We start from the raw sequence: 19,942 nt of genomic DNA, 5'->3' as shown, positions 1-19,942 counted from the left end.
GCGAGCTTGCTCCCACAAAGAGAGACCGCTTGCCCTGAAGCAAAGCCTGTCACGAAAACCGGCGCATGATAGCCGAGATCGGAAGCTGGAGCTTGTCGATAGAACCCGGTTATTAGCCAGCTACTGAAAACAGAGCTAGGTTTAATGTTCTGCCCATCCCCTCAGTCCGTAGCCGTGCGGACTCAAAGGAGTGATTGCAATGCCGTCCCTCGATAGCCTGAATACGCTCAAGACCCTGCAAGTCGGCAACAAGACCTACCACTACTTCAGCCTGCCCGATGCCGCCAAAAGCCTGGGTGATCTGGACAAGTTGCCGATGTCGTTGAAAGTCCTGCTGGAAAACCTGCTGCGCTGGGAGGACGAAAAAACCGTCACCGGTGCCGACCTCAAGGCATTGGCCGCGTGGCTCAAGGAGCGTCGTTCCGACCGCGAGATCCAGTACCGCCCCGCGCGGGTGCTGATGCAGGACTTCACCGGCGTACCGGCGGTGGTCGACCTGGCCGCGATGCGCGCGGCGATGGCCAAGGCCGGCGGCAATCCGCAACGGATCAACCCGCTGTCGCCGGTGGACCTGGTGATCGACCACTCGGTGATGGTCGACAAGTTCGCCAGCAGCAGCGCCTTCGAGCAGAACGTCGACATTGAAATGCAGCGCAATGGCGAGCGCTATGCGTTCCTGCGCTGGGGCCAGAGTGCCTTCGACAATTTCAGCGTGGTGCCGCCGGGCACCGGGATCTGCCACCAGGTGAATCTTGAATACCTCGGCCGCACGGTTTGGACCAAGGACGAGGACGGCCGCACTTACGCCTTCCCGGACACTCTGGTTGGCACCGATTCCCACACCACCATGATCAACGGCCTCGGCGTGCTTGGCTGGGGTGTCGGCGGTATCGAGGCGGAAGCGGCGATGCTCGGGCAACCGGTGTCGATGCTGATTCCCGAAGTCATCGGTTTCAAACTCACCGGCAAGCTCAAGGAAGGCATCACCGCCACCGACCTGGTGCTGACCGTGACCCAGATGCTGCGCAAGAAAGGCGTGGTGGGCAAATTCGTCGAATTCTACGGCGACGGCCTTGCCGACCTGCCCCTGGCCGACCGCGCGACCATCGCCAACATGGCCCCGGAATACGGCGCCACCTGCGGTTTCTTCCCGGTGGACGACATCACCCTGGATTACCTGCGCCTGTCCGGCCGGCCCCTGGAAACGGTGCAACTGGTCGAGGCCTACAGCAAGGCCCAGGGCCTGTGGCGCCTGCCCGGCCAGGAACCGGTGTTCACCGACAGCCTGGCGCTGGACATGGGCAGCGTCGAAGCCTGCCTCGCGGGGCCGAAACGCCCGCAGGACCGGGTGACGCTGCCGAATGTCGCGCAAGCGTTCAGCGACTTCACCGACCTGCAATTCAAGCCCACCAGCAAGGAAGAAGGCCGCCTGGAAAGTGAAGGCGGTGGCGGTGTTGCCGTCGGCAATGCCGATATGGCCGGCGAAGCGGATTACGATTACGAAGGCCACACCTATCGCCTGAAAAACGGCGCCGTGGTCATCGCCGCGATCACCTCCTGCACCAACACCTCCAACCCCAGCGTGATGATGGCCGCCGGGCTGGTGGCGAAGAAGGCCGTGGAAAAAGGCCTGAAACGCAAACCCTGGGTGAAGAGCTCGCTGGCCCCCGGCTCGAAAGTGGTCACCGACTACTACAAGGCGGCCGGCCTGACCCAGTACCTCGATGAATTGGGCTTTGCCCTGGTCGGCTATGGCTGCACCACTTGCATCGGCAACTCCGGGCCGCTGTCGGAGCCCATCGAGAAAGCCATCCAGCAAGCCGACCTCACCGTGGCCTCCGTGCTCTCGGGCAATCGCAACTTCGAAGGCCGGGTGCATCCATTGGTGAAAACCAACTGGCTGGCCTCCCCGCCGCTGGTGGTGGCCTATGCGCTGGCCGGCACGGTGCGCACCGACCTCAGCCGCGAGCCGCTGGGCGAAGGCAAGGACGGCAAACCGGTGTACCTGCGGGACATCTGGCCAAGCAGCAAGGAAATTGCCGACGCCGTGAATCAGGTCAACACCGCCATGTTCCACAAGGAGTACGCCGAAGTGTTTGCCGGTGACGAACAATGGCAGGCGATCAAGGTTCCGCAGGCGGCGACCTATGTCTGGCAGGACGACTCGACTTACATCCAGCACCCGCCGTTCTTCGACGACATCGGCGGCCCAGCGCCCGTGGTCAAGGATGTCAGCGGCGCCAGGATCCTCGCACTGCTCGGCGACTCGGTGACCACCGACCACATTTCCCCGGCCGGCAACATCAAGGTCGACAGCCCGGCAGGGCAATACCTGCGCGACAAAGGCGTGGAACCGCGGGACTTCAACTCCTACGGCTCGCGGCGTGGCAACCATGAAGTAATGATGCGCGGCACCTTCGCCAACATTCGCATACGCAACGAAATGCTCGGCGGCGAAGAAGGCGGCAACACCCGCTACATTCCCACCGGGGAAAAAATGTCGATCTACGACGCCGCCATGCGCTATCAGGCTTCGGGCACGCCGCTGGTGGTGATCGCCGGCCAGGAATACGGCACCGGCTCGAGTCGCGACTGGGCGGCCAAGGGCACCAACCTGCTGGGGGTGAAAGCGGTCGTCGCCGAAAGCTTCGAACGAATTCACCGCTCCAACCTGGTGGGCATGGGCGTGCTGCCGTTGCAATTCAAGCTGGATCAGAACCGCAAGAGCCTGAAACTGGGCGGCAGCGAAACCCTGGACATCCTCGGCTTGACCGGCGTCGAGCTGACGCCACGGATGAACCTGACGCTGGTCATCACCCGCGAAGACGGCAGCCGCGAGAAGATCGAGGTGTTGTGCCGCATCGATACACTCAATGAGGTGGAGTACTTCAAGTCCGGAGGGATTCTGCATTATGTGTTGCGGCAGTTGATCGCGTCTTGACCGACCGCTGACAAAGACACCGCCTTCGGGCGGTGTCTTTGTTTGGGCCACGAAAAGCCATGTGGGAGCGAGCTTGCTCGCGATATGGAGAGAACATTCAACATTGTTGCCGACAGTCGGTAAGCTATCGCGCGCAAGCTCGCTCCCACAGGGGTTTGACAGTGCATCGCAAATCCCGACAAAAGGACTTCAAATGATTGCCCTGCCATGGACGCTTCTGGCTCTGCTTTCCTTCGGCTACGGCCTGGCGCTGACCTACGGCCATCTCGGCTGGCTCTCGGCAATCTCGGTGTTCCTGTTGCTGGTCGCAGGTGTCGCCGTCCGCCAACGCGACATCCCTTTTGCCCGCAACCTCGGCCACGGCCTGTTCATCGTTCTGGCCCTGGCATTGGCGACGCATTGGCTACCCGGCTTCTATAACGGTCGCGCCATCGACCCCCAGCGTTTTACCGACAATGCCGTGTCATTCGCCATGCACCTGAACCTGGACAAACCGCTGATCGGCTTCTGGCTGCTACTGGTTTGCCCGTGGATTGTCGGCCGCCGTTCGCTTCGGTTGTCACTGTATGCCACCGTACTGGCCCTGGCCTTGAGCGCCATGCTGGCATTGGGTGGCGCGCTGTTGCTGGGCGTAATCGCATGGGCGCCGAAATGGCCGGATCAAGCCTGGCTGTGGTTGCTGAACAATCTGCTGCTGGTGACGCTGGTCGAAGAGGCGCTGTTCCGTGGCTACATCCAGGGCGGCCTGACCCGGTATCTCAAAGACCGGCCCTACGGTGAACACCTCGCCCTGCTGCTGGCGTCATTGGTCTTCGGCCTGGCCCATGCCGGCGCGGGATGGCGGTGGGTATTGCTGGCAACGCTGGCCGGGGTCGGCTATGGCCTGGCCTATCGGCTCGGGGGGCTGGGGGCCGCCATCGCCAGCCACTTTGGCCTGAACCTGCTGCACTTCGGTCTGTTCACCTATCCGATGCTCGCCGGCTGACGCAAGGGTCATTTTGCGACGCATTGCCGATTATCGAAAAATAATCTCAACAATCCGCCAGCCTTGCCGATACAGCACTTGAAAGCCTTGCGGATTAAAAAAGCCATGCGTAACAACCAGCCAATTACACAACGCGAGCGGACCTTCCCGGCTCAGCAACGGTTGATTTCCACCACCGATGCCAAGGGCATGATCACCTACTGTAACGACGCTTTCGTCGAGATCAGCGGGTTTTCCCGAGAGGAGTTGATCCGTGCACCGCACAACCTGGTCCGTCACCCCGACGTCCCGGCGGCGGTGTTCGCACACATGTGGGACACGCTGAAACAAGGCTTGCCATGGATGGGCATTGTCAAGAATCGCTGCAAGACCGGTGATCATTACTGGGTGAACGCCTATGTGACACCGATCTTCGAAGGCAATCAGGTGATCGGTTATGAGTCGGTGCGGGTCAAGCCCACCGCCGAACAGATCCGCCGAGCCGAAGCGCTCTACCAGCGCATCAACCAGGGCAAGTCGGCTGTTCCCTCCTCGGATAAATGGTTGCCGATGCTGCAGGACTGGCTGCCGTTCATTCTGGTCAGCCAATTGAGCTTCATGATCGGTGCCTCGTTGAACTCCCACTGGGGGTTTGCCCTGGCTGCCGGTCTTTCGGTGCCGCTGGGCCTGATGGGCCTCCAGTGGCAACAGCGAGGCCTCAAGCGTTTGCTGCGCCTGGCGGAGCAGACCACCTCCGATCCGTTGATTGCACAGATGTACACCGACAGTCGCGGCGCCCAGGCGCGTCTGGAAATGTCCATCCTCAGTCAGGAAGCACGCCTGAAAACCTGCCTGACGCGTCTGCAGGACACGGCCGAACACCTGACCGATCAGGCCCGACAGTCCGACGCCCTGGCGCACAACAGCTCCAGCGGCCTGGAACGTCAACGGGTCGAGACCGAGCAAGTGGCCACCGCGGTCAACCAGATGGCCGCGACCACCCAGGAAGTCGCCAGCCACGTGCAACGCACCGCCGACGCCACCCAGGAAGCCAACCGCCTGACCGGTCGTGGTCGTGACATCGCCGGGGAAACCCGCGAAGCCATCCAGCGCCTGTCGGTAGTCGTCGGTGAAACCGGCGTCACCGTGACCCAACTGGCCAAGGACAGCAACGAAATCGGCGGCGTGGTCGACGTGATCAAAGGCATCGCCGACCAGACCAACCTGCTGGCCCTGAACGCCGCCATCGAAGCGGCCCGTGCCGGCGAAATGGGTCGTGGTTTTGCGGTGGTGGCCGACGAAGTCCGTCAGCTGGCACAACGCACCAGCGAGTCCACCGGGCAGATTCACGCACTGATCGCCAAGCTCCAGCACACCGCCGGCACCGCCGTGCAAACCATGGAAGCCGGGCATCGTCAGGCGGAAGAAGGCGTGGCGCGGGTACTGGAAGCGGACCAGGCCCTGGTGGGGATCAGCGAAGCGGTGGCCAATATCACCGACATGACCACCCAGATCGCCGCCGCGACCGAAGAGCAAAGTGCCGTGGCCGAAGAAATCAGTCGCAACATCAGCAACATTTCGGAACTGGCGGACCAGACCTCGGAACAGGCACAGAACTCGGCGTTGCTGAGTGAAGAGCTGACCAAGACTGCCAATACACAGTATTCGTTGGTGGAGCGGTTTAACCGCTGATTGCTACTGGAATGATAAAAACCCGGACAGCGAGAGCTTCCGGGTTTTTTATTGAGCCGGTGACAGTGATGTTGTCTGGTAGTCCCTCATCGCGAGCAAGCTCGCTCCCACAGGGTTTTGAGCCACACCACAAATCACTGTGGGAGCGAGCTTGCTCGCGATGGGGGCCTTACAGCCTGCACAAAACCTCACTGAAGGAATGAAGCCACCTTCTGCGCCGCCGCCGCCAAATGCTGCTCATGGCTAAACCCCGAAGCCTTCAGCGGCTTCAAGTCATGATCCCCCGCCACCAGCCAGAACACCTCGATACCCGGCGATAGCGCGTAACCCTCGACCGCCTCCCGGTTGCCCAACGCATCGCGCTCACCTTGCACGATCAAGGTCCGCGCCTTCAGCGCCGCCAAATGCTCAACCCGTGGCTTCTCCGGTTTGCCCACCGCATAGAACGGATAACCCAGGCACACCAGCCCATCCGCGCCCAACTCATCCGCCAGCAGACTGGCCATGCGCCCGCCCATGGACTTGCCGCCGATGGCCAGCGGCCCAGTGACATGGCGTCGCACCTGGGCATACACCTCACGCCAGCATTCCAGCAGTTTCGGTGCGGGGTTCGGCGGGCGTCTACCGCCATCGAGGCGCCGTTGCGCCATGTAGGGAAACTCGAAGCGCAACACGTTGACGCCTTGAGCGGCGAGGCGTGCAGCCATGTCGCTCATCCAGTCGCTGTCCATCGGTGCGCCGGCACCATGGGCGAGGATCAGCGTCGCCGCTGCCTTGCCAGCGGCGGCATTCCACAACCATCCATGATCCCGCACGCACTGCGCCCATTGATCCCCGTCAATACCGGCCTTGTGCCCTTTGTCCATGCTTGCCTCGCTTTTAGTCTGCCTATAACTCCGGCCGAAGGGTGCACTGCCTTGCGCTGCGCGCTCACTTCGGCTGAACCGTGGATGGGGAACCATGAACACTTCTATCAGTACCGCCTACAACTACAAGGTGGTCCGCCAATTCGCCATTATGACGGTGGTGTGGGGCATCGTCGGCATGGGGCTCGGGGTTTTTCTCGCTGCCCAGTTGGTCTGGCCCGAACTCAACTTCAATTTGCCGTGGACCAGCTTCGGTCGCCTGCGCCCACTGCACACCAACGCCGTGATCTTCGCCTTTGGCGGCTGCGCGTTGTTTGCCAGTTCGTTCTACTCGGTGCAACGCACCTGCCAGACCCAATTGTTTGCGCCGAAAATCGCCGCGTTCTGTTTCTGGGGCTGGCAGCTGGTGATCCTGCTGGCGGCCATCAGCCTGCCGCTGGGCTACACCAGCTCCAAGGAATACGCCGAGCTGGAATGGCCGATCGACATCCTGATCACCATTGTCTGGGTCGCCTACGCCATCGTGTTCTTCGGCACGATCATGCAGCGCAAGACCAAGCACATCTATGTCGGTAACTGGTTCTTCGGTGCGTTCATCGTCACCGTGGCGATCCTGCACATCGTCAACAACATGGAACTGCCCGTCAGCTTCACCAAGTCCTACTCGCTGTACTCCGGCGCCACCGATGCGATGGTGCAATGGTGGTACGGACACAACGCCGTAGGCTTCTTCCTCACCGCCGGTTTCCTCGGGATGATGTATTACTTCGTGCCGAAACAGGCCGAACGTCCGGTGTACTCCTATCGTTTGTCCATCGTGCACTTCTGGGCACTGATCACCCTTTACATCTGGGCCGGTCCGCACCACTTGCACTACACGGCGCTGCCGGACTGGGCGCAGTCGCTGGGCATGGTGATGTCGCTGATCCTGCTGGCGCCGAGCTGGGGCGGGATGATCAACGGCATGATGACCCTGTCCGGTGCCTGGCATAAGTTGCGCAGCGACCCCGTCCTGCGCTTCCTCGTGGTGTCGCTGGCGTTCTACGGCATGTCGACCTTCGAAGGGCCGATGATGGCGATCAAGACGGTCAACGCCCTCTCCCACTACACCGACTGGACCATCGGCCACGTACACGCAGGCGCCTTGGGCTGGGTGGCGATGATCTCCATCGGCGCGCTGTACCACATGATCCCGAAAGTCTTCGGACGCGAGCAGATGCACAGCATCGGCCTGATCAACGCGCACTTCTGGCTCGCCACCATCGGCACCGTTCTGTACATCGCCTCGATGTGGGTCAACGGCATCGCCCAGGGCCTGATGTGGCGTGCGGTGAACGAGGACGGCACGCTGACCTACTCCTTCGTCGAAACCCTGGTGGCCAGCCACCCAGGCTTCGTCGTGCGGCTGGTGGGTGGCGCGATCTTCCTCAGCGGCATGTTCCTGATGGCCTACAACACCTGGCGCACCGTGCGGGCCTCGCAGCCTGCCGAAGTCGCCGCTGCCGCGCAGATGGCCTGAGGAGTCCGCCATGAAACACGAAACTATCGAGAAAAACGTCGGCCTGTTGCTGCTGCTGATGATCCTGGCCGTGAGCATCGGCGGCCTGACCCAGATCGTCCCGCTGTTCTTTCAGGACGTGACCAACAAACCGGTGGAAGGTATGAAGCCCTACACCGCGTTGCAACTGGAAGGTCGCGATATCTATATCCGCGAAGGCTGTGTCGGCTGTCACTCGCAGATGATCCGTCCGTTCCGTGCCGAGACCGAACGCTACGGGCACTACTCGGTGGCTGGCGAAAGCGTGTGGGATCACCCGTTCCTGTGGGGCTCGAAACGCACCGGGCCGGACTTGGCCCGTGTCGGTGCGCGCTACTCGGATGACTGGCACCGCGCGCACTTGTACAACCCGCGCAACGTCGTACCGGAGTCGAAGATGCCGGCGTACCCGTGGCTGGTGGCCAACCCGGTCGACAGCAGTCATACCGAAACCAAGATCAAGGCCATGCGTACCCTGGGCGTGCCGTACACCGACGAAGACATCACCGGCGCCGTCGCTTCACTCAAGGGCAAGAGCGAAATGGATGCGTTGGTCGCCTACCTGCAAGTGCTCGGCACTGCCATCAAGAGCAAGAGGTGAGCCATGCCCCTGTCTTTTATAGAGATCGAATTGAGCACTGGAATGATCCGCGGCCTCGGCACCGTCGTGGTGTTCGTGGCCTTCGTCGGCCTGACACTGTGGGTATTCAACGGCAAGCGCGGCCCGGAATTCGCCGAAGCGCGCCTGCTGCCGTTCGCCGACGAGCCACAACCCGACATCACTGACGAATCAGCAACAAGGAGTACCCGGCCATGACCACCTTCTGGAGTACGTGGATCTGCGTACTGACCATCGGCAGCCTGATCGGCCTGACCTGGTTGCTGCTCAGCACCCGCAAGGGCGAAACCAAGGGCAGTGTCGACCAGACCATGGGCCACAGCTTCGACGGTATTGAGGAGTACGACAATCCGTTGCCGCAATGGTGGTTCATGCTGTTCGTTGGCACCTTGGTGTTTGCCGTCGGCTATCTGATCCTCTATCCGGGCCTGGGCAACTGGAAAGGCATCCTCCCCGGCTACGAAAACGGCTGGACCGGGGTGCACGAATGGGAAAAGGAAATGGCCAAGGCTGACACGAAGTTCGGGCCGATCTTCGCCAAATTCGCGGCAATGCCGGTGGAAGAGGTGGCCAAGGACCCGCAGGCTCTGAAAATGGGCGGCCGCCTGTTTGCCTCAAACTGCTCGGTGTGCCACGGCTCGGACGCCAAGGGTGCATTCGGCTTCCCCAACCTGACCGACAGCGACTGGCGCTGGGGCGGCAACCCGGAAACCATCAAGGCCACCGTCATGGGCGGCCGGATGGCGATGATGCCGGCCTGGGGTGAAGTCCTGGGGGAGGACGGTGTGAAAAACGTCGCTGCGTATGTGCGCCATGGCCTGGCCAAGCTGCCATTGCCTACCGACAGCAAAGCCGACCTGCAAGCCGGACAGCAAGCCTTCAGCACCACCTGCGTCGCCTGTCACGGAGCCAATGGCCAGGGCACTGAAGCCATGGGCGCACCGAACCTGACGCACCCGGCCGGCTTCATTTACGGTACAAGCCTGACGCAGCTTGAACAGACGATTCGGCATGGTCGCCAAGGCCATATGCCGGCGCAGAACGAACTGCTCGGCAACGATAAGGTGCAGTTGCTGGCTGCGTATGTGTACAGCCTGTCCCACGGTTTGAATACCGAGCGCCTGCAGGCTGAAGACAACCGCAAATAAATTCCGACCGCTCTGCTGCCGCATTCTCCCGGATGCGGCAGTTCCCTGCCCCTTTGCGACCCATTGTCGCACCCTCGCACAGACTTTCTTTCGGAACCCCGGATTCGAGTCTAAGCTTCCCCCGATGCGGACTGGCCGGTGCCGGTTCCAGGTCGACCCTGAACGATGTGTTCGACGAATCTGCCCGATGACAGGCCGCAAAGGCTGGTAGATACCGGCTGTCGCGCCAGTTGCCTTCGGTCAGCCAAACGTTGCGTTTGAACACACCGCGTTACATCCGACCTGACCCCCTCGCCTGATCAGTCCGCCGGGACGTTTTGCCCACGGGCAATTTTGTCCCTACGCGGCGCATGGAAAGGCCGCAGAATCAGCTTTTGAAAGCATTGACCCAGGTCATGGCGCGTTGCAATGACCCCCTGCTTTCTCCATACTTGCGGCCGATTTTTAATCCTAATAAAACACCCAAACCGTGGAACCTTAGAATGAGCACAGCAATCAGTCCGACTGCTTATAACTATAAGGTAGTCCGCCAGTTCGCCATCATGACGGTGGTCTGGGGGATCCTTGGCATGGGGCTTGGTGTCTTCATCGCCTCGCAACTGGTCTGGCCGGAGTTGAACTTCGGTCTGGCATGGACGAGCTTTGGACGCCTGCGCCCGTTGCACACCAACCTGGTGATTTTCGCCTTCGGTGGATGTGCACTGTTTGCCACTTCTTATTACGTCGTGCAGCGAACCTGCCAAACGCGACTGATTTCCGACAGCCTCGCCGCCTTCACCTTCTGGGGATGGCAAGCGGTGATCGTCGGCGCGATCATTACCTTGCCGATGGGTTTCACCACCACCAAGGAATACGCGGAACTGGAATGGCCCCTGGCTATTCTGCTGGCCATTGTCTGGGTCACCTACGGTCTGGTGTTCTTCGGCACCATCGTCAAGCGCAAGACCAAGCACATCTATGTGGGTAACTGGTTCTACGGCGCGTTCATCGTCGTGACCGCGATGCTGCACATCGTCAACCACATGTCGCTGCCGGTCAGCCTGTTCAAGTCCTACTCGGCCTACTCGGGTGCGACGGACGCGATGATCCAGTGGTGGTACGGCCACAACGCCGTGGGCTTCTTCCTGACCACCGGCTTCCTGGGCATGATGTACTACTTCGTGCCGAAACAGGCCGAACGTCCGATCTACTCCTATCGCCTGTCGATCGTGCACTTCTGGGCGCTGATCACCCTGTACATCTGGGCCGGTCCGCACCACCTGCACTACACCGCGCTGCCGGACTGGGCTCAGTCCCTGGGCATGGCAATGTCGATCATCCTGCTGGCGCCAAGCTGGGGCGGCATGATCAACGGCATGATGACCCTGTCGGGCGCCTGGCATAAGCTGCGCACCGACCCGATCCTGCGCTTCCTGGTCGTCTCCCTGGCGTTCTACGGCATGTCGACCTTCGAAGGCCCGATGATGGCCATCAAGACCGTCAACTCCCTGTCGCACTACACCGACTGGACCATCGGCCACGTACACGCCGGCGCTCTGGGCTGGGTTGCGATGATCTCGATCGGCGCCATCTACCACATGATCCCGAAACTGTTCGGTCGTGCGCAGATGCACAGCACCGGCCTGATCAACACCCACTTCTGGCTCGCGACCATCGGTACCGTGCTCTACATCGCTTCGATGTGGGTCAACGGCATCACCCAGGGCCTGATGTGGCGTGCAATCAACGATGACGGCACCCTCACCTACTCGTTCGTCGAAGCGCTGCAAGCCAGTCACCCGGGCTTCATCGTCCGTGCCCTGGGCGGTGCGTTCTTCGCCACCGGCATGTTGTTCATGGCCTACAACGTATTCCGTACCGTACGCGCCTCGAACCCGGCTGAAGCCAAAGCCGCCGAACAGATTGCCGTAGTTGGAGCTCACTGATGAAGCATGAAGCAGTCGAGAAGAATATTGGCCTGCTGGCCTTCTTCATGGTCATCGCCGTCAGCATCGGCGGCCTGACCCAGATCGTTCCGCTGTTTTTCCAGGATGTCACCAACAAGCCGGTCGAGGGCATGAAGCCCCGCACCGCCCTTGAACTGGAAGGCCGGGACGTTTATATCGCCAACGGTTGTGTCGGCTGCCACTCGCAGATGATCCGCCCGTTCCGTGCTGAAACCGAACGCTATGGCCACTACTCGGTCGCCGGTGAAAGCGTCTGGGACCACCCGTTCCTGTGGGGTTCCAAGCGTACCGGTCCGGACCTGGCCCGCGTCGGCGGTCGTTACTCCGATGACTGGCAGCGTGCGCATTTGTACAACCCGCGCAACGTGGTGCCTGAGTCGAAAATGCCAGCCTACCCGTTCCTCGTGGAAAACAAGCTCGACGGCAAAGACACCGCCAAGAAAATGGAAGTCTTGCGCACGCTCGGCGTCCCTTACACCGACGAAGACATCGCCGGTGCCAAGGATGCTGTGAAGGGCAAAACCGAAATGGACGCGCTGGTGGCCTATCTGCAAGGCCTGGGCACCATCATCAAAAGCAAACGGTGATCTAAATGGATATCGGGATGATTCGTGGCCTGGGCACCGTCGTTGTGATGGTGGCCTTCATCGGTCTGGCGCTGTGGGTATTCAGCCCCAAGCGCAAGTCTGAGTTTGAAGACGCGACCTTGCTGCCTTTTGCGGATGATCCCGAAGCCATCAAGCACGTCGAGCAAGCTTCTAGGAGTAACAAAGAATGACTACATTCTGGAGTCTGTACGTCACAGTCCTCAGTCTCGGTACGATCTTTTCCCTGACCTGGCTGTTGCTGTCGACCCGCAAGGGCCAGCGCAGCGAGCAGACAGACGAGACCGTCGGGCACTCCTTCGATGGCATCGAGGAGTACGACAACCCGCTGCCGAAATGGTGGTTCATGCTGTTCGTGGGCACCATCATCTTCGCACTGGGTTACCTGGTGCTGTATCCGGGCCTGGGTAACTGGAAAGGCCTGCTGCCGGGTTATGGCTACCTCGACAACGAGAAGCAGACCCCGTTCGCCAACGGCCAGACCGGCTGGACCGGCGTTCACGAGTGGGAAAAGGAAATGGCCAGGTCGGACGCCAAGTTCGGTCCGATCTTCGCCAAGTTCGCGGCCATGCCAATCGAAGAAGTGGCCAAGGACCCGCAAGCCCTGAAGATGGGCGGCCGCCTGTTCGCCTCCAACTGCTCGGTTTGTCACGGTTCCGACGCCAAGGGCGCCTACGGCTTCCCTAACCTGACCGACGCCGACTGGCGCTGGGGCGGCGACGCGCAAGCCATCAAGACCACCATCATGGGCGGCCGTCACGCGGTGATGCCTGCGTGGGCTGAAGTGATCGGCGAGCAAGGCGTGGCCGACGTGGCCGCGTTTATCCTGACCAACCTCGATGGCCGCAAGCTGCCGGAAGGCGCCAAGGCCGACCCGGCTGCCGGACAGAAACTGTTCGCCACCAACTGCGTGGCGTGCCACGGTCCGGAAGGCAAGGGTACGCCAGCGATGGGCGCACCTGACCTGACTCACCCGGCAGCGTTCATCTACGGCTCGAGCTTCGCTCAACTGCAGCAGACCATCCGTTACGGCCGTCAGGGCCAGATGCCTGCACAAGAGGCAATGCAGGGTAACGACAAGGTTCACCTGCTGGCCGCTTACGTCTACAGCCTGTCTCACGGTGAGAAGGCAGCGGACGCCGAGTAAGGCAAACGCTTGAAGCAACAAAAAACGGCCCCGCCAATGTGAATTGGCGGGGCCGTTTTCATTTCAAGTCTACGCACGCTTATTTGCGCATAGTTCCATGGACTTGCTGGCGAGTCATCCGGGTTATTATTTTTCACGCACTCTTCGATCAACCAATGTAAAACGGCTTCGCCATTTTTAGTTGGCAAAACCGTTTTAGACGCTCATGAACACACTTCGCATTCATGCGTATTGGTTGTAATCAAGGAAGGTTACCGCCACCCAGACTGTCCAGACCACCAGTCCCTTTCTTGTTGCCTGAAGAGCGATTTTCCTGAACTTTTTTCGCCGTCGGCGCCACCATATCCACAGTCGTGGCTGGTGCCGGAATCGTGCAGTCTGTACCAGGCTCATGAGCTTCGACAGTGACTGGTCCAACAGACTGAGTTGCCCAGGTGCAATCTTTATCATTAATAGACATTTTTACTTATCCTTAAGTAGATTTTTAAATATACGACACGCAATACCACAATCAAATCTTATTGCTGCCGCAGTGACAACTTATTAAAACAAGAACCAAACATCCATCGACCAACAATCACAAAGTATGACCAAAGTTAAAAACATATTCTTTATACAGCAGACTTTTGATATCTCTTTCCACCCAGGCACCCGTCGACGCTCGACGGAGAAAAAAGATAAATCGTCTATAGTCAATTGACCTGCATCATGTTTTGTTACATCTGCTACACCATTCATGATTTTTCCCCAACGCGACAAAAGGTCGCACCCGCAGGCTAGAGCGACAGGCGTATCATTGCGCCACTGCAACACCCCTTTTTGACCGCGGTCGGCACGTACTGACCGAGGCATTTTTCCACTGCCGTGGGATGCAATGATGAGCAACCAGATTCCGGTACACGACGTCACTCCACCCACCAAGAACGCGAACAACAGCGTCGACCTCTACGCCTCCAGGGAAAAAATCTACACCCGCGCCTTCACCGGCCTGTTTCGCAACCTGCGGATGACCGGCGGAGCCCTGTTGTTCCTGCTGTATTTCGGCACGGTGTGGCTGGACTGGGGCGGTCATCAGGCCGTGTGGTGGAACCTGCCGGAGCGCAAGTTCTTCATTTTCGGCGCCACCTTCTGGCCTCAGGATTTCATTCTGCTGTCCGGCATGTTGATCATCGCCGCCTTCGGCTTGTTCTTCATCACCGTGTACGCCGGACGGGTCTGGTGCGGCTATACCTGCCCGCAAAGTGTCTGGACCTGGATTTTCATGTGGTGCGAAAAAGTCACCGAAGGTGACCGCAACCAACGCATCAAGCTCGACAAGGCGCCAATGAGCGCCAACAAGTTCGTGCGCAAGTTCAGCAAACACAGCCTGTGGCTGTTGATCGGCTTCGTTACCGGCATGACCTTCGTCGGCTACTTCTCGCCGATCCGCGAGCTGGTATTCGAATTTTTCACCGGCCAGGCGGATGGCTGGTCGTACTTCTGGGTCGGTTTCTTCACCCTCGCCACTTACGGCAACGCCGGCTGGTTGCGCGAACAGGTGTGCATCTACATGTGCCCGTACGCACGCTTCCAGAGCGTGATGTTCGACAAGGACACCCTGATCGTTTCCTACGATCCGCGCCGTGGCGAAGGCCGTGGACCGCGTAAAAAAGGTATCGACTACAAGGCCCAGGGCCTGGGCGACTGCATCGACTGCACCATGTGCGTCCAGGTCTGCCCGACGGGCATCGACATTCGCGACGGCCTGCAAATCGAATGCATCGGTTGCGCCGCCTGCATCGATGCCTGCGACGCCATCATGGACAAGATGGACTACCCGCGCGGACTGATCAGCTACACCACCGAGCACAACCTGTCCGGACAGAAAACCCATAAACTGCGCCCGCGCCTGATTGGCTATGCCATTGTGCTGCTGGCGATGATCAGCCTGCTGGTGACGGCATTCTTCATGCGTGCGCTGGTGGGTTTCGATGTCAGCAAGGACCGCGTGCTGTACCGCGAGAACGCCGAAGGCCGGATCGAAAACGTCTACAGCCTGAAAATCATGAACAAGGACCAGCGCGACCATACCTACCTGCTCGAAGCATCCGGCCTGCCGGATCTCAAATTGCAGGGTCGACGCGAGATCAAGGTCGCGGCCGGCGAGATCGTCAGCCAGCCTGCCGAGCTGTCCGTTGCACCGGAAAAACTGCCGTCGAGCACCAACGAGGTGAAATTCATCCTCAAGGACGCCGATGACGACAGCGTCCACATTGAAGCCAAGAGCCGGTTCATCGGCCCACAGAATCGTTGAGAGAACTGAACATGCCCGCAGCAAATGCCGCAAGCCCCTGGTACAAGCACCTCTGGCCGTGGATCATCATCGGGATCCTGGCCTGCTCGGTGGCCCTGACCTTGTCCATGGTGACCATCGCGGTGAACAACCCGGACAACCTGGTCAACGACAACTACTACGAGGCCGGCAAAGGCATCAACCGCTCCCTCGACCGTGAGCTGCTGGCCCAGACCCTGAAAATGCGCGCCAGCGTTCATCTCGACGGCATGACTGGCGAGGTTGACCTGCGCCTGAGCGGCGACAGCCAGCCCAAGACCCTGGAGCTGAACCTGATCTCGCCGACCCAGCCGGAAAAGGATCGCAAGATCACCCTGACCCGCAGCGAAACCGAACAGGGCCGCTACATCGGCCAATTGAGTGACAAGATCGAAGGCCGGCGTTTTGTCGAGTTGCTTGGCACTCAGGACGAGCACATCTGGCGCATGTTCGAAGAGGAACCGGTCAGCCATGACAAGGATCTGCTGCTGGGTGACGAACCGCTGCAAGGTGCTGAAGACCTGAAAAAGTAAAGCCGCGCTTCGCGCATCGCGAGCAAGCTCGCTCCCACAGTTGATCCCTGTGGGAGCGAGCTTGCTCGCGATGAGGCCCTATCCGACGATAGAGATTCAGCAGTACTAGTGAATACTCCATGACCACCACCCCACTCCCCTGCTACCACTGCGCCCTGCCCGTCCCGGCCGGCAGCCGCTTCACCGCTGCGGTCCTGGGGCAAACCCGCGAATTCTGCTGCCCAGGTTGCCAGGCCGTGGCCGAGGCCATTGTCGCCGGTGGCCTGGAAAGCTATTACCAGCACCGCAGCGAAGCCTCGGCCAACCCTGAAGCGCTGCCGGTGCAACTGGTGGATGAACTGGCGCTGTACGACCGCGCCGATGTGCAGCAGCCCTTTGTCCGCCACGATGGCGAACTGGCCGAAACCACGCTGCTGATGGAAGGCATCAGCTGCGCGGCCTGCGGCTGGCTGATCGAAAAACACCTGCGCACCTTGCCGGCCGTAGCCGAAGCGCGCCTGAACCTGTCCAACCATCGCCTGCACGTACGCTGGGCCGATGGGCAGTTGCCGCTGAGCCAGGTCCTCAGCGAACTGCGTCACATCGGGTACGCCGCACACCCGTATCAGGCCGACCGGGCCAGCGAACAACTGGCCAGCGAAAACCGCCTGGCCCTGCGCCAGCTCGGCGTGGCCGGTCTGCTGTGGTTCCAGGCGATGATGGCAACCATGGCCACCTGGCCTGAATTCAACATCGACCTCAGCCCCGAACTGCACACCATACTGCGCTGGGTCGCGCTGTTCCTCACCACCCCGATTGTGTTCTACAGCTGCGCGCCGTTCTTCAAAGGCGCCATGCGCGATCTGCGCACCCACCACCTGACCATGGACGTTTCGGTGTCGCTGGCCATCGGCAGCGCCTACATCGCCGGGATCTGGACGTCCATCACCGGGGTCGGCGAACTGTATTTCGATGCCGTCGGCATGTTTGCCCTGTTCCTGCTGGCCGGGCGTTATCTGGAACGCCGCGCCCGCGAGCGCACCGCCGCCGCCACCGCGCAGCTTGTGAATCTATTGCCTGCCTCGTGCCTGCGATTGACAGCCGACGGCCAGAGCGAACGCATTCTGCTCAGTGAACTGCGTGTCGGCGATCAGGTGCTGGTTCATCCGGGCGCCATTCTCCCGGCTGACGGCAAGATCCTCGACGGCCAGTCGAGTGTCGACGAGTCGCTGCTGACCGGCGAATACCTGCCGCAACCACGCACCCTCGGCGACGCGGTCACCGCCGGCACAATGAACGTCGAAGGCGCACTGACCGTCGAGGTCCAGGCCCTGGGCCAGGACACTCGCCTCTCGGCCATCGTTCGCCTGCTCGATCGCGCCCAGGCCGAAAAACCGCGCCTGGCGGAAATCGCCGACCGCGCCGCGCAATGGTTCCTGCTGTTGTCGCTGATCGCTGCCGCCGCGATTGGCCTGTTGTGGTGGCAGCTGGATGCCTCGCGAGCCTTCTGGATCGTGCTGGCGATGCTGGTGGCGACCTGCCCGTGCGCCTTGTCGCTGGCGACGCCGACCGCCCTCACCGCCGCCACCGGCACACTGCACAAACTCGGTCTGTTGCTGACCCGCGGCCATGTGCTGGAAGGCCTGAACCAGATCGACACGGTGATTTTCGACAAGACCGGCACCCTCACCGAAGGACGCCTGGCGCTGCGCTCGATCCACCCCCTCGGCGCGCTCGACAGCGATCAATGCCTGAGCCTCGCTGCCGCCCTGGAAAACCGCTCCGAACATCCGATCGCCCGCGCTTTCGGTCGTGCGCCGACGGCTGCCGAAGAAGTCCACAGCACACCGGGCCTTGGCCTGGAGGGGCTGGTTGATGGGCGGCGTCTGCGTATCGGCCAACCGGGTTTTGTCTGCGAACTCAGCGGCGCCATGGTGCCATCGATGCCGGAAGAGCCCGGCCAATGGCTGCTACTGGGCGACAGCGAGGGGCCGCTGGCCTGGCTCGTCCTCGATGATCGCTTGCGTACCGATGCGCCCGCGCTGCTCGCCGCGTGCAAGGCCCGTGGCTGGCGCACACTGCTGCTGTCCGGCGACAGCTCGCCGATGGTCGCCAGCGTGGCCGCGGAACTGGGTATCGATGAAGCCCGCGGCGGCTTGCGTCCGGACGATAAACTGCAGGTCCTGCAACAACTGCACAAGGAAGGTCGCAAGGTGTTGATGCTCGGTGACGGGGTCAATGACGTGCCGGTGCTGGCGGCTGCGGATATCAGCGTCGCCATGGGCTCGGCCACCGACCTGGCGAAAACCAGTGCCGACGCCGTGCTGCTGTCCAACCGCCTCGACGCGCTGGTGCAAGCCTTCAGCCTGGCGCGGCGCACCCGTCGGGTCATTATCGAGAACCTTCTGTGGGCCGGGTTGTACAATGGCCTCATGTTGCCCTTCGCCGCCCTCGGCTGGATCACTCCGGTATGGGCGGCGGTGGGCATGTCGATCAGTTCGTTGACCGTGGTGTTGAACGCGCTGCGCCTGACTCGCATGCCGAGCGCGCCCGCCCCCGGCACCACGCCAGAAACCCGCCCGCTGCCGGCCTGAGCCGCGCGGGCATGGAGTCCAGATGCCAGCTCTTTACGTGATGATTCCCGCTGCGCTGCTGATCGTGGCCATCGCCGTCTATATCTTCTTCTGGGCGGTGGACAGCGGTCAGTACGACGACCTTGACGGCCCGGCCCACAGCATCCTGTTCGACGACCAGGACCCGAACCACACCGCCGCCGTCGACGAGGCCAGCGGCCAACCGGCCAAAACGGACGACAAGGCCCCGCCCCATGCTTGAATTGACGCCACTGCTGGTGTCTGCGGTGATCCTCGGCTTGCTCGGCGGCGGCCATTGCCTGGGCATGTGCGGCGGCTTGATGGGCGCGCTGACCCTGGCGATTCCCAAGGAGCAACGCAGCCGCCGCTTTCGTCTGCTGCTGGCCTATAACCTGGGCCGGATTCTGAGCTATGCCTGTGCCGGACTGCTGATCGGCCTGGCCGGATGGGCCGTGGCCAGCAGCCCGGCGGCGATGTTCCTGCGCATCCTCGCCGGCTTGCTGCTGATTGCCATGGGCCTGTACCTGGCCGGCTGGTGGAGCGGCCTGACCCGTATCGAAAGCCTCGGTCGAGGCCTGTGGCGGCACATCCAGCCAGTCGCCAACCGGTTACTGCCGGTGTCGAACGTTCCGCGTGCGCTGCTGTTGGGCGCGCTCTGGGGCTGGCTGCCGTGCGGCCTGGTCTACAGCACCTTGTTATGGTCGGCCAGCCAGGGCAACGCGCTGGACAGTGCGTTGTTGATGCTCGCGTTCGGGCTCGGCACCTGGCCGGTGCTGCTGGCGACAGGCCTTGCCGCCGAGCGCATCACCGCACTGTTGCGCAAGCGCAGCGTGCGGATGGCGGGCGGGATGCTGGTGATGTTGTTTGGCATCTGGACCTTGCCGGGGCCGCATCAGCATTGGTTGATGGGGCATTAAAACGGCGGCGCGCCCATCGCGAGCAAGCTCGCTCCCACAGGTTTTGTGTACACAGCGACTCCCCCTGTGGGAGCGAGCTTGCTCGCGATGAGGCCCTCACAAACGACAAAGATTCTGACCTTGATGCAAATCAAGATGCCCCA

General features: G+C 61.2%; 18 protein-coding genes. 16 read left to right on the top strand and 2 right to left on the bottom strand.

Annotated elements, in window-relative coordinates:
- The first annotated feature begins 199 nt into the window (after positions 1–199).
- From acnA to AC1RS8_RS11775, 3 genes are all read left to right on the top strand, one after another.
- Positions 200–2,941 (top strand): aconitate hydratase AcnA, encoded by a 2,742-nt coding sequence (acnA, locus tag AC1RS8_RS11785; protein WP_489340091.1) that lies wholly within the window; start codon positions 200–202, stop codon positions 2,939–2,941.
- A gap of 193 nt (positions 2,942–3,134) precedes the next feature.
- Positions 3,135–3,926, top strand: a complete 792-nt coding sequence (locus AC1RS8_RS11780; RefSeq protein ID WP_218496705.1) for a CPBP family intramembrane glutamic endopeptidase — start codon at positions 3,135–3,137, stop codon at positions 3,924–3,926.
- Between the two features lie 105 nt (positions 3,927–4,031).
- Positions 4,032–5,597: a methyl-accepting chemotaxis protein gene (locus tag AC1RS8_RS11775; RefSeq protein ID WP_489340090.1), complete on the top strand. Its 1,566-nt coding sequence runs from the start codon at positions 4,032–4,034 to the stop codon at positions 5,595–5,597.
- Positions 5,598–5,785: 188 nt separating this feature from the next.
- Here AC1RS8_RS11775 and AC1RS8_RS11770 read toward each other — a convergent pair whose 3' ends face one another.
- Positions 5,786–6,463: an alpha/beta family hydrolase gene (locus AC1RS8_RS11770; protein WP_489340089.1), complete on the bottom strand. Its 678-nt coding sequence runs from the start codon at positions 6,461–6,463 to the stop codon at positions 5,786–5,788.
- A gap of 94 nt (positions 6,464–6,557) precedes the next feature.
- Here AC1RS8_RS11770 and ccoN (AC1RS8_RS11765) point away from each other — a divergent pair, with 94 nt between their 5' ends.
- The 8 genes from ccoN (AC1RS8_RS11765) to ccoP (AC1RS8_RS11730) all read left to right on the top strand — a co-directional run bounded on the left by ccoN (AC1RS8_RS11765) (position 6,558) and on the right by ccoP (AC1RS8_RS11730) (position 13,465).
- Positions 6,558–7,982: a cytochrome-c oxidase, cbb3-type subunit I gene (ccoN, locus tag AC1RS8_RS11765; protein ID WP_102668942.1), complete on the top strand. Its 1,425-nt coding sequence runs from the start codon at positions 6,558–6,560 to the stop codon at positions 7,980–7,982.
- A gap of 10 nt (positions 7,983–7,992) precedes the next feature.
- Entirely contained in the window at positions 7,993–8,601 is a 609-nt protein-coding gene (gene ccoO / locus AC1RS8_RS11760) for a cytochrome-c oxidase, cbb3-type subunit II (protein ID WP_057715669.1), read from the top strand.
- Positions 8,602–8,619: 18 nt separating this feature from the next.
- The gene (locus AC1RS8_RS11755; protein ID WP_218496891.1) at positions 8,620–8,817 is read left to right on the top strand and encodes a cbb3-type cytochrome c oxidase subunit 3; all 198 of its coding nucleotides are present in this window, start codon (positions 8,620–8,622) and stop codon (positions 8,815–8,817) included.
- Positions 8,814–9,767 carry a cytochrome-c oxidase, cbb3-type subunit III gene (gene ccoP / locus AC1RS8_RS11750; protein WP_489340088.1) on the top strand — a complete coding sequence of 318 codons (954 nt, stop codon included), beginning with the start codon at positions 8,814–8,816 and terminating at the stop codon, positions 9,765–9,767. The genes AC1RS8_RS11755 and ccoP (AC1RS8_RS11750) overlap by 4 nt, the downstream gene beginning before the upstream one ends.
- A 482-nt stretch (positions 9,768–10,249) precedes the next feature.
- Positions 10,250–11,692 (top strand): cytochrome-c oxidase, cbb3-type subunit I, encoded by a 1,443-nt coding sequence (ccoN, locus tag AC1RS8_RS11745; RefSeq protein WP_008050393.1) that lies wholly within the window; start codon positions 10,250–10,252, stop codon positions 11,690–11,692.
- The gene (gene ccoO / locus AC1RS8_RS11740) at positions 11,692–12,300 is read left to right on the top strand and encodes a cytochrome-c oxidase, cbb3-type subunit II (protein ID WP_009042961.1); all 609 of its coding nucleotides are present in this window, start codon (positions 11,692–11,694) and stop codon (positions 12,298–12,300) included. The genes ccoN (AC1RS8_RS11745) and ccoO (AC1RS8_RS11740) overlap by 1 nt, the downstream gene beginning before the upstream one ends.
- 5 nt (positions 12,301–12,305) lie before the next feature.
- Positions 12,306–12,491: a CcoQ/FixQ family Cbb3-type cytochrome c oxidase assembly chaperone gene (locus tag AC1RS8_RS11735; protein WP_003175465.1), complete on the top strand. Its 186-nt coding sequence runs from the start codon at positions 12,306–12,308 to the stop codon at positions 12,489–12,491.
- Positions 12,488–13,465 (top strand): cytochrome-c oxidase, cbb3-type subunit III, encoded by a 978-nt coding sequence (gene ccoP, locus AC1RS8_RS11730; RefSeq protein WP_057715672.1) that lies wholly within the window; start codon positions 12,488–12,490, stop codon positions 13,463–13,465. Before AC1RS8_RS11735 ends, ccoP (AC1RS8_RS11730) begins: the two co-directional genes overlap by 4 nt.
- Before the next feature lie 241 nt (positions 13,466–13,706).
- On the opposite strand, the gene AC1RS8_RS11725 is transcribed toward ccoP (AC1RS8_RS11730), so the two are convergent.
- Positions 13,707–13,925, bottom strand: a complete 219-nt coding sequence (locus tag AC1RS8_RS11725; RefSeq protein ID WP_131726882.1) for a hypothetical protein — start codon at positions 13,923–13,925, stop codon at positions 13,707–13,709.
- A gap of 417 nt (positions 13,926–14,342) precedes the next feature.
- Between AC1RS8_RS11725 and ccoG the strand changes: the two genes are divergently transcribed.
- The 5 genes from ccoG (at position 14,343) to AC1RS8_RS11700 (ending at position 19,799) form a co-directional block, all read left to right on the top strand.
- Complete coding sequence (ccoG, locus tag AC1RS8_RS11720; RefSeq protein ID WP_090454077.1) at positions 14,343–15,758, top strand: cytochrome c oxidase accessory protein CcoG; 1,416 nt, start codon at positions 14,343–14,345, stop codon at positions 15,756–15,758.
- 11 nt (positions 15,759–15,769) lie between these two features.
- Positions 15,770–16,309 (top strand): FixH family protein, encoded by a 540-nt coding sequence (locus AC1RS8_RS11715; protein WP_057715675.1) that lies wholly within the window; start codon positions 15,770–15,772, stop codon positions 16,307–16,309.
- Positions 16,310–16,428: 119 nt separating this feature from the next.
- The gene (locus tag AC1RS8_RS11710) at positions 16,429–18,882 is read left to right on the top strand and encodes a heavy metal translocating P-type ATPase (RefSeq protein WP_489340087.1); all 2,454 of its coding nucleotides are present in this window, start codon (positions 16,429–16,431) and stop codon (positions 18,880–18,882) included.
- A gap of 22 nt (positions 18,883–18,904) precedes the next feature.
- Positions 18,905–19,123, top strand: coding sequence for a cbb3-type cytochrome oxidase assembly protein CcoS (gene ccoS, locus AC1RS8_RS11705; protein WP_056721958.1), 219 nt, complete (start codon positions 18,905–18,907; stop codon positions 19,121–19,123).
- Positions 19,116–19,799 carry a sulfite exporter TauE/SafE family protein gene (locus AC1RS8_RS11700; RefSeq protein ID WP_154946542.1) on the top strand — a complete coding sequence of 228 codons (684 nt, stop codon included), beginning with the start codon at positions 19,116–19,118 and terminating at the stop codon, positions 19,797–19,799. Before ccoS ends, AC1RS8_RS11700 begins: the two co-directional genes overlap by 8 nt.
- Positions 19,800–19,942 lie beyond the last annotated feature (143 nt).

Source organism: Pseudomonas sp. GW821-FHT12A04, assembly GCF_058807755.1.
This window is presented reverse-complemented; position numbering and strand designations above follow the sequence as displayed.

Coding starts and splice junctions, on each gene's coding strand:
- acnA (WP_489340091.1), top strand. CDS start 200: ATGCCGTCCCTCGATAGCCTGAATACGCTCAAGACCCTGCAAGTCGGC.
- AC1RS8_RS11780 (WP_218496705.1), top strand. CDS start 3,135: ATGATTGCCCTGCCATGGACGCTTCTGGCTCTGCTTTCCTTCGGCTAC.
- AC1RS8_RS11775 (WP_489340090.1), top strand. CDS start 4,032: ATGCGTAACAACCAGCCAATTACACAACGCGAGCGGACCTTCCCGGCT.
- AC1RS8_RS11770 (WP_489340089.1), bottom strand. CDS start 6,463: ATGGACAAAGGGCACAAGGCCGGTATTGACGGGGATCAATGGGCGCAG.
- ccoN (WP_102668942.1), top strand. CDS start 6,558: ATGAACACTTCTATCAGTACCGCCTACAACTACAAGGTGGTCCGCCAA.
- ccoO (WP_057715669.1), top strand. CDS start 7,993: ATGAAACACGAAACTATCGAGAAAAACGTCGGCCTGTTGCTGCTGCTG.
- ccoP (WP_489340088.1), top strand. CDS start 8,814: ATGACCACCTTCTGGAGTACGTGGATCTGCGTACTGACCATCGGCAGC.
- ccoN (WP_008050393.1), top strand. CDS start 10,250: ATGAGCACAGCAATCAGTCCGACTGCTTATAACTATAAGGTAGTCCGC.
- ccoO (WP_009042961.1), top strand. CDS start 11,692: ATGAAGCATGAAGCAGTCGAGAAGAATATTGGCCTGCTGGCCTTCTTC.
- AC1RS8_RS11735 (WP_003175465.1), top strand. CDS start 12,306: ATGGATATCGGGATGATTCGTGGCCTGGGCACCGTCGTTGTGATGGTG.
- ccoP (WP_057715672.1), top strand. CDS start 12,488: ATGACTACATTCTGGAGTCTGTACGTCACAGTCCTCAGTCTCGGTACG.
- AC1RS8_RS11725 (WP_131726882.1), bottom strand. CDS start 13,925: ATGTCTATTAATGATAAAGATTGCACCTGGGCAACTCAGTCTGTTGGA.
- ccoG (WP_090454077.1), top strand. CDS start 14,343: ATGAGCAACCAGATTCCGGTACACGACGTCACTCCACCCACCAAGAAC.
- AC1RS8_RS11715 (WP_057715675.1), top strand. CDS start 15,770: ATGCCCGCAGCAAATGCCGCAAGCCCCTGGTACAAGCACCTCTGGCCG.
- AC1RS8_RS11710 (WP_489340087.1), top strand. CDS start 16,429: ATGACCACCACCCCACTCCCCTGCTACCACTGCGCCCTGCCCGTCCCG.
- ccoS (WP_056721958.1), top strand. CDS start 18,905: ATGCCAGCTCTTTACGTGATGATTCCCGCTGCGCTGCTGATCGTGGCC.
- AC1RS8_RS11700 (WP_154946542.1), top strand. CDS start 19,116: ATGCTTGAATTGACGCCACTGCTGGTGTCTGCGGTGATCCTCGGCTTG.